Here is a 13,360-nt window from a genome sequence, read left to right as displayed (position 1 = left end):
CAATTATTTTACACTATGAAATCATGAATCGCCTATCTTAATTCCACCTTCATAAGAACATCTTGGCCCTTTTTCACTTCTTTTTCTTTGGTAAACTCTATGCTCTTTATTTTTTGGCCCTCTGGCATTATTATCGGGCTCTCAAGGGGATAGCTGTTTTTTTCTATAAGCTCCTGGTCAAACTCCATCAAGACAGTGCCCTCGCTCACCGTGCTACCCTCTTCTACCAGTAGACGGAATCCTTCACCCTTTAAGTTTACCGTATCAAGGCCAATATGAATGAGCACAGCAAGGCCTTCCATGGATTCCAGCACCAGCGCATGCCCAGTGGGAAAAACCTGTTTAACTATGCCATTGAATGGAGCCGCCACAATGCCCTCCGACGGTTTAATGGCTATTCCGTCTCCCACCATTTTTTGGGCGAAAACTTCATCGGGAAGGTCGGAAAGGTCGACGACCTTGCCACTCATGGGGGCTTTGATTATTACGTGTCTATTGCCGTTATTGTTGCCAAAAATGCCGAACAGCACTAGCAAAACCTCCTCGGATTAATATACGATAAAATGTCACGCAGTCTTCCTAAAACTAAAGGTTAAATCATTCCCAATGTTTTTCTCACATTCCCTTGGTTCTTATCCAGCAACTCAGCCGCTTCTTTTTTTGCCAGCCCCGTTAAAATCATTACAATAGCCAGTTTCACATTAAAGCCGGTTTCCCCCAATGTCTGCTCTATAATACTATCTGGCGCGCTGGTGGCCTGCCTCACTATCCTTTTTGCCCGCTGCACCAGCTTTTCATTGGTAGCTCTGACATCTACCATCAGATTGCTGTATACTTTGCCCAGCTTTATCATGACACTGGTGGAAATCATGTTGAGCACCAGTTTCTGGGCTGTGCCTGCTTTCATGCGGGTAGAGCCTGTAATAACCTCCGGCCCGACTACAGGGACAATCATTATATCAGCGTATTTTTTCATTAGATTTTCTGGAGTACAGCAAACCCCTATTGTCAAAGCCCCGATGCTTCTGGCATACTCCATAGCTCCCAGAACATAAGGGGTCCTACCGCTTGCCGCCAGACCAACCACCGCATCTTTTGGACTCAAATTTTTATCCATTAAATCTATTTTACCCTGTTCGGCATCATCTTCAACGTCTTCCATTGACTTTCGAATGGCAGTATCGCCACCTGCAATGATACCCTGCACTTTTTCCGGGTCAACGCCAAAGGTGGGGGGACATTCGGAAGCGTCCAGCACCCCAATGCGGCCGCTGGTGCCGGCGCCAATATAAAACAGCCTCCCGTCCCTACCAAGCCTTTCGGCTATGGCATCTACAGCTTTTGCGATGCTGGGTATCTCTTTTTCCACCGCCAGAGGGACTTTTTTATCTTCAGAGTTGATTTTCTTCAGTATTTCTTGTGTCTCAAGCATATCGATATCCAGTGTATCGGGATTTCTTTCTTCTGTTACAAGCTTTGCAAGGTCCATTGTTGTCACCCTTTCCTAAATCTGAATTTGGTTCCTGGACGTATCTGGTTTACAAGAATATGTTCTTGCTCTGGGATAATCCCCACCACATTTACCCTTTCGTCAGCTGCCAGGTCTTTTAGGACTATCTGAAGTTCTCCTGAGTATCTGAAGTATTTTTCATTATCAACGGTTACGCTGAAGGCTCTCCTCCCCACAGTATTTCTTGCAGCAATCCTGGGGCCTATTTTTGCATATCCCCGGGATTCTTCAGATCTTATCACAATATCAGAAGCATCTAGTCTGTTAGTGTGTACCGGTGCAAATACAATTTCTTCTTCAGCCTGGCTTATATCTGAAGCCAATTCGATGGAAATCTCAACGATATCCGGATCTATTCTCGCCACATCCCTTATTTCTTCACCAGATGCATATGCGTCCCCAAAATAAACGCCATCCACCATGCCCGTATATATCAGATGTCTTGCCGCTGTGCCAGGATTTAAACTTCTGTGAATTTCAAGGGTGGGCAGGCCTTCATATATTGGGCCTCTGCGCCCTTTCTGAGACGGTATAAAGGCATAAACAGGAACCCCGATACTTTTAAGAAGTCTTGTCTTTTCCATAAAAAGTTCATAGGATAGCCCGGTCTCCGGCCTGGGATAAAAATTGTGGCATGCAGAAAGCCTGGTAAATTCCGCATGTTCGCTTTTCAATGAATCCATTTGAAAAGGAGTCACGGTGCTTGCATTGATCTGAATTTTTATGTCAAATTTATTGTTGGTCATTTTGGATATTTTCCGAATATCGAATCCATAATCGACCCTTATGCTATTCACGCCGAAATCAGCAAAAGGTTTCAAATTATCCGCAGAGGCACCTAATATTCTCATGGTATGCGGAGATATGTCAACTATAAAGTTCAATCCCCGAGCTTTCACAGCTTTAGCCAGAACCATAAAGTCATCCAACTTCTTTTTATAATCAACTTCGGGCATGTGCAGCGATGTAAAGACTGAATTTGCGCCCTGTTGCGCGGCAAAATCAATATAATCCATATTCCGTTGGAGATCATAATCCTCTGTGAAATAGACCGATACACCGCAATCCACGTGTATTCGCTCCCTAGACAAAAAGTTTATGCGTTAAAAGAAAACCCGTTGTCTTCCATAATCTTGTCGTCCACAGGGTCGTCAAATCCCAAAACATAAGTAGCTGCAAAACCCATTATATAAGATACAACCAATCCCAGGAGATAGAAAGCTATTTTCTCGGGTTTTATCAGGGCAGCAAGAGGAATACCCGAAAGGCCCAGGCCTTTTGCCCCTACTCCTAACAAGGCCTGCACCGCCCCTCCGAAAGCTCCGCCTATACATGCTCCTATAAAGGGCCTGCCGAGTGGCAATGTAACACCATAGATCAGAGGTTCGCCTATCCCAAATATGCCTACCAATATGGAGCCCTCGATGGTTTTTTTCAGCTGTTTGCTCTTTGTCTTCACATAAACCGCCAACGCCGCTCCTACCTGGCCTGCCCCCGCCATGGCAAGGATCGGCAGCAGCACCGTCACGCCCGTGGATTCCAACAACTGGACATGGATGGGAGTTAATCCCTGATGAAGTCCGGTCATAACTAAAGGCAAGAAAGTGCCTGCCAGAATGAATCCTGTGATAAAACCGGCTTTCCCCGATATGACTGTATTTACTGTCTGACCGATGCCATCCGCAATGATTCCTCCAACGGGCTGAAGTATATACAATGTGGCAAATCCTGCTATGAGAATGGTCAATAGAGGAGTAGCTAAAAGTTCGATAGTATTGGGCATTTTCTTTCTGATATTTTTCTCTAAAAAGCTGGCAAAGGCAGCGGCAATCAACACCGAAATAATTCCGCCTCTTCCGACTGTCAACGCTTTTCCTGCAATCTGAATATTTGCAAGAGCAGGATTATAGATTATGCCTGCGATGATTCCGCCTATAGTGGGTGAACCACCGAATTCCCGAGCTGTATTCATGCCGACCATGATACCCATGTAAGTAAAAATTGTGCTTCCTAGAAGGCCAAGCATTGCCAGCAAATTCTCATTTGCTATCCATTGGAATTTAGTAGCCACATTGGTTATTCCCTGGATCAAACCTCCACCTATGAGGCCTGGTATTAATGGAATGAATATGCTTGCAATGCGCTTGAGCATAAGTTTAAAAGGCGTCTTATTTTTTTCATTAATCGCCTCTTTAATTTCCTTTGCATCGCCCAGCTTCACCCCGACCATTTTTGACAATTCTACTGCCACTTTAGAGGCCGCGCCTGGCCCCAGCACTATCTGAATTCCTTCACCGCTTTCAAGGAGTTTTATTACACCGTTTATGGCAGCTAATTCTTCCCGTTTAATCAGTGACTTATCCTTCACCTCAACTCTCAAGCGGGTCATGCAATTGGTCATTGATATTATGTTTTCCTTCCCGCCCAGATTTTCCAGGATTGAAACTGCCATATCTCTTTCCTTTGACACAATTACCAACCTCCCGATTTCAATAAAATGAGTCTGCAATATACCAAACACATATCAAATGAGTAAAACCACCTCACCTTCGTAATATTTCTTCATTTATTATTAGTTATATTGAAATTTTATTACATAAATGATTAAAAAAAATTAATTCTGCGAAAAACTATTATTAACTATTGAAGGCATATACCCGTTTGTTAGCAGATGCTCTAGGATGCAGCCTGATGGTGGACCGCCCACTCAGTATTTTCTTATGGAAACGGCTTCGCTGGTTTTCTCCAGGTATTTCACTATATCGTCGTATTTCCTGCATGCTATTATGGAAAACAGGATGTCTATGACATTCAGCTGAGCTATGCGGGAAGCCATGGCCCCGCTCCTGAAAACAGCTTCATTGGCAATTACAAAAAGTTTTATATCGGATACCTCGGTAATTGGGGAGTTGCCGAATCTGGTAATGCATATGGTTGTAGCTCCAGCATTTTTGGCAAGCCTTAGCGCATCTACTGTATCGGCTGTCTGGCCGGAGTAAGATATGCCTACGGCCACATCGTCTTTTGTAAGATTTGCGGCAGATGCCAATTGCATATGAGAATCAAGGTAAGCGGTACAGGCTTTGTTTATCCTCATAAACTTATGCATGGCGTCTTGTGCCACAAAGGCGGATGCACCTACTCCGTAAAAATCGACTTTTGCCGCCCTTAAAATTGCCTCCGCCGCCCTTTCCACTTCTCTAAGGTTTATTATATCCATGGTGCTTTCTATGGCCTGCATATTGTTTTTGGATATTTTGGCTATTATGGTTTTGGCATCGTCATCGATATTGACGACTCCCTGGATCTTCCTTGTTTTGAAAACTACATCTGATGAAATCTTGATTTTCAGATCCTGATAGCCCTTATATCCGAGGGTCCTACAGAATCTAACAACGCTGGCCTCGCTGGTCCGGCATTTTTGTGCCAGTTCGGATATGGAAAGTTCGGAAATCTCCTGAGGATTCTTCAAAATAAAATCCGCTATTTTTTTCTCCGAAGGTTTTAAATTGTTTATAACTGCATGGATTTTTTCCAGATCTCCCGGCATGGATTCACCTCAAAATGCTATATTAGTTTTTGGAATCTTTTTATTAAATTTTATTCTACACGTTTTGCAAAAATCCTTCTTCAAAATAATATTTTTATGAAAATTAATTTCATAAAAGCGCCTTTGTTTTCCGTTTCAAGGCTTTTGAAACAGTCTATATTAAAGCCTAAAAAACGCTTTTGAGAATATCAACTTCTTTCCCATAAAATCAGCTTTGTCAGAAGAAAGTTTTTCCTTTTTGAATTTGGTTTTTCATTTATTTTAACTCGTCAGCAAATACCGTTGACAAAGTAGGGTCAAATTTTTCATACACGGTTTAATATCTCTCTAGCTACCATTACGCCGGAGGCCGATGCCTGTGCCAGCCCTCTTGTTACGCCGGCTCCATCACCTGCGGCAAACAGATTTTTAATCTGTGTTTCTAAACTCGAGGTCAAAGCGGGCCTTGAAGAGTAAAACTTAACCTCTACGCCATAAAGCAGAGTGTGATTTGAGTACACTCCCGGTGCAAGTTTATCCATTGCCTTTAGCATTTCAAGAATGCTCACCATATGCCGATATGGGAAAACCAAGCTTAAATCCCCAGGTGTAGCTTCTTTTAAAGTAGGCTCAACCAACCCTCGCTTAATTCGCTCTGGAGTTGACCTTCTGCCTGACAAAAGATCACCTAACCGCTGAACTAACACGCCACCGCCCAACATGTTGGCAAGGGTGGCTATATTTCTGCCGTAAGAGATAGGTTCTTTGAAAGGCTCAGTAAATGTTTTGCTTACAAGCAAGGCAAAGTTAGTGTTGGCTGTTTTTCTATCTGCATAACTGTGGCCGTTGACTGTAATCAGGCCGCTATTGTTTTCCATAACCACTTCACCATATGGATTCATACAGAAAGTCCTGACCTTATCGTCAAATGACTTGGAGTAGTAAATTAGTTTGGATTCATAGACCACATCTGTCAAATGTTCCATTACCTCTGCAGGAACTTCTACCCGCACGCCGATGTCTACAGGATTAATGGTCATATCAAGCTTTAAGCGCCCAGCTTCATCTGCAAACCACCGGGCTCCTTCCCGGCCTGGAACCACCACTACATAGTCAGCAAAAAAACTCTGACTATCAGACGTCTCAATGCCGATAGCCTTCCCATCTTCTACTAATAAATGCTTTACTTCAGTGCTGGTTTTTATTTCTGCTTTAGAATCTAAATAATCTCGCATTTGCTTTAATATCTGCCAGCACTTTTCAGTGCCTAAGTGTTTTAGCTTTGCCGGAATAAGCCTCATATCTGCGGTTGCTGCTTTTTGCTGGAGCTGTCTGATTCGCTTTTCATCTACCCCATGAATCTCTTCTGTAGCCCCAAAATTTAAATATACTTTATCAACGTAAGATATAAGCTCCATTACCTGATGCCGCGTAATATATTCATCAAGCCATCCGCCAAATTCAGTAGTTAAAGTAAGCTTACCGTCACTGAAAGCACCTGCTCCTCCCCATCCGTTTACAATAGAACATGGACTGCAGTGCAGGCACTGAAGGTTTTTCTGCTTCGAAGGGCAGATTCGGTATTCAATGTCTTTTCCCTTTTCCACAATCAGGATAGAAAGATTTGGGGCCTCTTTTACGAGCTCAATAGCTGTAAATATGCCAGCGGGACCCGCCCCAACTATAATCACATCATACTTTTTAGGCATAACATCCTCCCCTGTTTGCTTTGAAAAGTAATACTGGACTTATATACTTTTGCCAACTACGTTACGTTGTCAATTTTGCAGCAATACTAATATAGCAAAATCACATAAAAAAATCAATTTATTTTCCGAATATTTTTATTTGAGCTTTTGATTATAGTTCAAGGCTTATTTTTTATGAATACATCCTTTAACTTATTGAAATACTACAAAAGAGTAAACTGAAACACTAAAAGGAGGATAATCATGGCATTCAAAACATCATCTATAGACATTGAGCAGTTCACTATAAAACCATCAGATATAGGATATGATACAGAAACAGCTATGGAGCTTTCACCAACTGCAAAACAGGCATACGGAAAGACCACCCAGCAAAGAGCCAGTGGCTCTAGCAGGCCACCCATAATGATTTATCCGGGAGAGTAAAATACCATCATCAAACGTAAATCTTCATTTTTATTTAAATACAAAGATGACGGCAAGAATTCTTTGTACATGACCGTGGTTTATAAGCTGCAAAGTGCCAACATTTTTAAGCCATAAACGCCAGGTTATTTAATATCTGCCGTCATCTTTTATTGATTTGCTACATTAGCACAGTATTTTAGCACCAACCATGGCCCCAGCAGGAAATTTAAGATAATGGCCGATAAGGCCACCTATTAACGCTAAAATGATGATAAAAATTACTTTGTACATGACCGAAGCTCCTTTGTATCGATAAGTAATCCCCTCCAGCAAATCCTGAAGGGGATATATTTTAATCTCTCACACAGCGCATGAGTTCACGTTCATTCTTTATTATAATTTTTTGTCTGTCCATATTGATGATACCTTTGCGCTTCATTTCACTCAACATGCGGGTGACGGTTTCTCGGGAGGTGCCTACCATAGCCGCGAGTTCTGTTCGCGTAATAGGCAACTCTATCTCAATTCCACGAGGTGTTTTCGTGCCGTAGTCCAAGGCCATTCTGTGAAGAGCGCAGGCTGTCCTGTCAAAAGTGTCTCGAAATACAAAGTTCATTAATTTCTCCTGGGACTCCCTAAGCCGATTTGACAAGATCTTCATGATTTTCAAGGCAATATCAGTGTTTTTTTTCAGGAGCTCTTCTAGATCCTGATTCTGTATAATTCCTACAATGGAGTCTTCAACGGCTTCTGCACTTGCAGGATAAGGGCCACCTCCGAGGAGCACCGTCTCTGCAAATATATTTCCGGGCCCGAATATATGGAGTATATACTCCCGGCCTTCCGCATCGGATTTATAGATTTTTATCTTGCCGCTTTTCACAAAATAAACTGCTTCGCCGGGCTCACCTTCTATAAAGATTATCTGACCCTTCTTATATTTTCTTAAGAGATAGATATTTTTTACCTGTTCTAACTCTTTAGGCTCCAGCTCTGAAAAAAGCGGTATCTTTTTGATAATGTCTATCTCGCTCATTAACTGCGTCAGAGCGTCCAACCCCCTTCCAAACTCAACTAAACTATCCTGCCTGACTTTGACGGTATTTTTCTATGCTTGCAAACTTTGTAAACCTGGGAAGCCATACCAGTTCCACAGTGCCGGTGGGGCCATTTCGCTGCTTGGCTATTATTACTTCGGCGATGTTCTTTCTGTCTGTATCCGGGTTATAATAATCTTCTCTGTACAGAAAAGCTACTACATCTGAATCCTGTTCTTGGCTGCCTGATTCACGCAAATCACTTAATATAGGCCTGTGATCAGATCTCAGCTCTGGTGCCCTGGAAAGCTGTGACAGTGCTATAACGGGCACTGACAGTTCTCTGGCAAGGGCTTTTAATGACCTGGATATCTGTGATATTTCTTGTTGTCTGTTTTCACTGCTACCTCTTGTTGACATGAGCTGGAGGTAATCTATGATTATAAGACCTAGACCTTTTTCAGCTTTTAGGCGCCTTGCTTTTGCACGAAGTTCCAAAGAAGAAATGCCCGGCGTATCATCTATGTATATGGGCGCTTCAGATAAAGGCCCCATGGCCCGGGCCAGCTTGGGCCAGTCTTCCTCATCAAGTCTCCCGGTCCTAAGTTTGTGGCTGTCCACATTTGATTCAGCACAAAGCATGCGCTGGACCAACTGCTCCTTAGACATTTCCAAGCTAAAAATAGCTACTGGAATTTTGTACCTAATGGCTGCATTTTGAGCAATGTTTAAGGCAAAGGCAGTCTTACCCATACTGGGTCGAGCGGCGATTAAAATAAGGTCTGATGGTTGAAGGCCCGAGGTCTTTTCATCAAGGTCAGGAAAGCCTGTAGGGACCCCAGTTATGCCTCCTTCTGAATTGTAAAGCTGCTCTATTCGTTCAAAAGTATCAAATAAAATGTCTTTTATGTGATAAAAACTTTCTACGCGCTGCTTTTGTGCGATTTCAAAAATTCTCCGCTCTGCTTCATCTAATAGGCTTTCAACATCATTTTCCGGATCATAGGCCATGGACAGGATACTTGAAGTTGTATTTATCAGGCGCCTGATGATGGATTTTTCTTCTACAATTTTGCAATAGTAAGCGATATTTGAAGCAGTGGGCACCGTTTCGGTAAGTGTTGTCAAATATGTAGCGCCCCCTACCTGTTCTAAAAGTTTACTTGACCTTAAAGCTTCAGTTACTGTAATTAAGTCAACCGGTTCCCGATTTTCGTAAAGCTTAATTATAACTTCAAAAATCCGCCGGTGAGATTCTTTGTAGAAGTCCTCCGGCTGCAATTGATCCGCAGCTACAACAACAGCATCTTTAGACAAGAGCATGGAACCTAAAACTGATTGTTCAGCTTCTAGGTTATAAGGAGGCACTTTAAGATTGTCCATAAAATCACCCTTCAACTATTTTCACACTCAGCTTTGCATCTACTTCCGGGGCAAGTTTCACGTCAACCTTATAGCTGCCTAAGGATTTTATGGGCTCTTGTAATTCTATTTTGCGTCTGTCAACTTCAATATTGTACTGCTTTTTTAAAGCCTCCGATATGTCCTTAGATGTAACCGAACCAAAAAGCTTTCCCTGCTCACCTGCTTTTACTTTTAAAGTGACAGTTGTATTTGAGAGAACTTTGGCCAGTTCCTTAGCCTGTTCTAATTCCTTTTGCTTTTTCTTTGCTAGGGCGTCCTTTTCCTGTTTGAGCTGTTTTAAACTGCCCTCTGTAGCTTCCTTAGCTAAATTCCTGGGAAACAGAAAATTCCTTGCATAGCCGTCAGATACATCTACCAAATCACCTTTTTTGCCAAGTTTTTTTACATCTTCTAACAGTATCACCTTCAAGATGATTCACCCTCTTTCATATAATCAATAACAGCTTGTTTTACCTTTTCCAAGGCCTCTTCCATACTTATCCCGTAAAGTTGGGCACCAGCTACGGTCATGTGCCCGCCTCCGCCTAACTTTTCTAAAATTCGCTGCACGTTTATATTGCCTAAGGAACGGCCGCTGACAGATATTTTATCACCCATAGGCACTAAAACGAAGGAGGCGTAAACGCCTTTTAGACCGATTAGGCTGTTTGCCGCTTGTGCAGCTGCCAAGGTGGGATTTGGAGGTTCTTCCTCATAATAAGATATTACCACATGTTCTATAAACTCTTCTGCCCTTTTTATAACTTTCGCCCGCCGATATACCGCATCTGCTTCTTCTTGGAACAGCTTATAAACCAGTATGGGATCAGCACCCGCTCGACGCAAAAAGGACGCGGCTTCAAAAGTTCGAACCCCTGTTTTAAAGGCAAAATTGCGGGTATCTACAGCTATACCCGAAAGCATAGCTGTTGCCGCTAGGGGCGTAATTTTAATATCATCTCCCATATACTGTATGAGCTCAGTCACCATTTCACTGGTAGATGAAGCATAAGGTTCCAGGTATACTAGTAACCCCTTGTCTATAAATTTTTCTCCCCGGCGGTGATGGTCGATAACAACTACTTTTTCCGCCTTTTCCAGCACTTTTTCTGACATTATGAGCGAAGGTCTGTGTGTATCTAAAACCACCAGCAAAGTTTTCTTCGTGATCTTGTCAAGTGCTTCCTTTTCCCCAATGAAAACCTTTTTCATTTCTTCATCGCTGAGCAAAAGTTCCATAAGCGAATCTACTGATGGGCTCTGCTCGGGCGTAAGAATAATGTACCCGGGTTTATTTAAACTCTTTACCGCACTTACTAGGCCTACTCCTGCACCTAACGCATCCATGTCTAAAAATAGGTGGCCAATTACCATCACCATATCAGTCTCTTCTATTAAGCCCCTTAGTGCATGGGATATGACCCGAGCTCTTACGCGACTGTATCTTTCCACTTCTTTTGTTTTGCCGCCGTAAAAGTAGGTTTTGCCATACGCCTTTACAACTACCTGATCGCCGCCCCTGCCCAAGCAAAGTTCTAAGGCATTTTGGGCAAGTTTATTAGACTCTGTTAGTGTAGACTCACCGTAAGCTGCTCCGATGCTCAAAGTCGGCGTCATGACCTGGCTTACCTTTATTTCCCGCAAAGCATCTAAAATGTTAAAATTGGCTTGCTCAGCCTTTTGAAAATCCCCAAGATTTAGCATTACCAGATATTTGTCATCATCGTACTTTCTTATTAGCCCATTGTGATTATGCACCCACTGAGTAATGGTCTTCTCGATTTTGGCTAAAAGTTCCGGTCTGTTTTCTTCCGGGCATGCTGACATGATTTCATCAAAATTATCTACGTAGAAATAGCAAACTGCCGCCTCTTTTTCCTTTAAGCGCAATCTTAGATCATATAAGTCTTCAATATCCTCGATAAAAATTGCCCTGTAATTTCTGCTATTCCCTCTTCCATTAGTAGGCAAAGCAACACTTTTTACATAAAAGTGCTTATTTTGTAATTCAATCTCTTGGCACTGCTCATTGGATTGTTTTAAAATATCAGACGGTATAATTTCATCAATATGTCTAATTTTTTCGCCTGCTGTCTCAAAGGTATCAATAAATGCCTTGTTTTTCCATATAATCTTATTGCCACCATCTATCAATGCCACGGCTGTGGCCAACTCATTTAAGGTGTTTTTCCACAGCTCCTGGCGAAATGTCATTTTTGGTTCAATGAGTTGAGGCAGTGTTTTGCCGTCTTTTTTGACAAATAATAAATAATACCACAACAGGCCAAGAGCCGGCAGTAATAAAAGTGATATTTTATAATTAGAATATACGATACAAAGCAATATGACTCCCAATAGATAGACAGCTGCAATTAGCAGCATTAGATTCTCTTTACCTTTTTCCATGCTAAAAACCCCTAATCAATATATCTTGCGGAAATTAAATAGGGTATCGAATATACTTGCAAAAAAGAGCATTTGTAAAAATAAAGGATTAAACATGATAAAAAGGGTTATAAGTACTCTCAACGGTTTTGCCACATTGTACTTGCCCAGGAAAAAGGCCAGCAGCGAAAACCCTTGAATGTAAAAGGCAAAACCAAAGACCAAAGCTAAGTTGGATCCTATGGCCTTAAGCACACCTACCGGCCAGTAGGTCTCCAAAAGCACAAGCAGATTGCCCAAGAGGAAAAAAGCAACGGCGAAATCAGGCAATCTCCAGAGCCAAAAAGGCGTCAAATCTTCTAGCTTTTGCCCCATTCTTGCAAGTACAGCTTTAGTCACTGTGTAAGTCAAAAAAGTGTCAAGGACCGATGACAATATGAATATGCCGGGAATTAATATGGGTAAAAGCTCAAGGCTTCTTGTAAAGCTTTCCACGGTAGTATGCACAGTTTCTGGATCCATTCCCATTTTTTCATACATGCTGCTTGCCATGGAAAGGGATTCCTTCATGAGATTGATTTCTTCGGTGATGGGATTTACTCCGATCATGAGCATGGTAATATACACAAGGGCTATTTTTGATATCAGTGAAGCTGCACCACCTATTGTCAGCACCTTAAAAGGCGACAGCTTTTTATTTATAGCCCAACCCATAGCAATTCCTATCAGGCCAAAACTCAATACTATGCTTATGGCCTGTAAGGGCCCGCTTAAAATTGCCACAAAAATTCCTGCTACTATCGTAGAAAGAATACTGATCCTTAAGCCGTGTCTTATTCCAAGTATAACAATAGGCACCGGCCAAACCAAAGCAGCAAAAGTGCCGAGAACTGGCATGTATAAAGCCATGATGCTTAATATAACGTTTATGGCTGCAAGTAGTGCTCCTTCAACCAGTGACTTGGTACTTGTATCCCTCATTGAGTTTCCTCCTTTATGACAAAAAAGAGAGGGAAGACCCTCTCTAATCTGCTGTAAACGGTAGCAGGGCGATGTTTCTCGCTCTTTTTATTGCCTTGGTAAGTTGTCTCTGGTGTTTCGCACAGTTGCCGGTGATGCGCCTTGGCAGGATCTTGCCACGCTCTGTTATATACTTTCTCAAACGACCGTAATCTTTATAGTCAATGAACTCTATTTTATCAACACAGAAACTGCAAACTTTCTTCTTCTTTGCTCGTTTTGGCTTCAAGCCTAAAGCCTCCTTGTATAATGTATTTAGGTTATTTATTAGGAAAACCTATAAACCTATTCTTTACATCTTCTATCTGTCAGGAGATAATTGTCTTATTAGATTGAGAGAATTATCGTTGCCTCCTTG

13 protein-coding genes are annotated in these 13,360 nt (G+C 42.1%); 1 reads left to right on the top strand and 12 read right to left on the bottom strand.

Features of this window, described 5'->3' with window-relative positions; all coding sequences use genetic code 11:
* Positions 1–32: 32 nt before the first annotated feature.
* The 6 genes from JT739_RS05645 to JT739_RS05620 form a co-directional block, all read right to left on the bottom strand.
* Positions 33–530 carry a PTS glucose transporter subunit IIA gene (locus JT739_RS05645; protein ID WP_237660131.1) on the bottom strand — a complete coding sequence of 166 codons (498 nt, stop codon included), beginning with the start codon at positions 528–530 and terminating at the stop codon, positions 33–35.
* A gap of 62 nt (positions 531–592) precedes the next feature.
* Complete coding sequence (gene murQ / locus JT739_RS05640) at positions 593–1,489, bottom strand: N-acetylmuramic acid 6-phosphate etherase (protein ID WP_237660130.1); 897 nt, start codon at positions 1,487–1,489, stop codon at positions 593–595.
* 5 nt (positions 1,490–1,494) lie between these two features.
* Positions 1,495–2,580, bottom strand: coding sequence for a MupG family TIM beta-alpha barrel fold protein (locus tag JT739_RS05635; protein WP_237660129.1), 1,086 nt, complete (start codon positions 2,578–2,580; stop codon positions 1,495–1,497).
* A 26-nt stretch (positions 2,581–2,606) separates the two neighbouring features.
* Positions 2,607–3,980, bottom strand: coding sequence for a PTS transporter subunit EIIC (locus JT739_RS05630; RefSeq protein WP_237660128.1), 1,374 nt, complete (start codon positions 3,978–3,980; stop codon positions 2,607–2,609).
* A 237-nt stretch (positions 3,981–4,217) separates the two neighbouring features.
* Complete coding sequence (locus JT739_RS05625; RefSeq protein ID WP_237660127.1) at positions 4,218–5,060, bottom strand: MurR/RpiR family transcriptional regulator; 843 nt, start codon at positions 5,058–5,060, stop codon at positions 4,218–4,220.
* Positions 5,061–5,365: 305 nt separating this feature from the next.
* On the bottom strand, positions 5,366–6,748 hold the full coding sequence (locus JT739_RS05620) for an NAD(P)/FAD-dependent oxidoreductase (RefSeq protein WP_237660126.1): 1,383 nt from the start codon (positions 6,746–6,748) through the stop codon (positions 5,366–5,368).
* 243 nt (positions 6,749–6,991) lie between these two features.
* On the opposite strand from JT739_RS05620, the gene JT739_RS05615 reads away from it, so the two are divergent.
* Complete coding sequence (locus JT739_RS05615) at positions 6,992–7,174, top strand: hypothetical protein (RefSeq protein ID WP_237660125.1); 183 nt, start codon at positions 6,992–6,994, stop codon at positions 7,172–7,174.
* A gap of 334 nt (positions 7,175–7,508) precedes the next feature.
* On the opposite strand, the gene JT739_RS05610 is transcribed toward JT739_RS05615, so the two are convergent.
* Genes JT739_RS05610 through rpsR form a run of 6 tightly spaced genes read right to left on the bottom strand, consistent with a single transcriptional unit; the run spans position 7,509 to position 13,231 of the window.
* Positions 7,509–8,213, bottom strand: a complete 705-nt coding sequence (locus JT739_RS05610) for a Crp/Fnr family transcriptional regulator (protein WP_237660124.1) — start codon at positions 8,211–8,213, stop codon at positions 7,509–7,511.
* A gap of 22 nt (positions 8,214–8,235) precedes the next feature.
* A complete protein-coding gene (gene dnaB, locus JT739_RS05605) occupies positions 8,236–9,576 on the bottom strand; it encodes a replicative DNA helicase (protein WP_237660123.1) in 1,341 nt (446 codons plus the stop codon).
* Positions 9,577–9,580: 4 nt separating this feature from the next.
* Positions 9,581–10,027: a 50S ribosomal protein L9 gene (gene rplI / locus JT739_RS05600; protein ID WP_255688413.1), complete on the bottom strand. Its 447-nt coding sequence runs from the start codon at positions 10,025–10,027 to the stop codon at positions 9,581–9,583.
* Positions 10,024–12,003: a DHH family phosphoesterase gene (locus tag JT739_RS05595; RefSeq protein WP_237660122.1), complete on the bottom strand. Its 1,980-nt coding sequence runs from the start codon at positions 12,001–12,003 to the stop codon at positions 10,024–10,026. Before JT739_RS05595 ends, rplI begins: the two co-directional genes overlap by 4 nt.
* A 15-nt stretch (positions 12,004–12,018) precedes the next feature.
* Positions 12,019–12,963 (bottom strand): YybS family protein, encoded by a 945-nt coding sequence (locus JT739_RS05590; protein WP_237660121.1) that lies wholly within the window; start codon positions 12,961–12,963, stop codon positions 12,019–12,021.
* 43 nt (positions 12,964–13,006) lie between these two features.
* The gene (gene rpsR / locus JT739_RS05585; RefSeq protein WP_255688412.1) at positions 13,007–13,231 is read right to left on the bottom strand and encodes a 30S ribosomal protein S18; all 225 of its coding nucleotides are present in this window, start codon (positions 13,229–13,231) and stop codon (positions 13,007–13,009) included.
* Between the last annotated feature and the right edge of the window lie 129 nt (positions 13,232–13,360).

Origin of the sequence: Tepidanaerobacter sp. GT38, from assembly GCF_021991635.1 — a bacterium.
Lineage (GTDB): Bacteria > Bacillota > Thermosediminibacteria > Thermosediminibacterales > Tepidanaerobacteraceae > DTU063.
The sequence above is the reverse complement of the archived record's forward strand: the minus strand, read 5'-3'. Positions and strand labels throughout refer to the sequence as shown.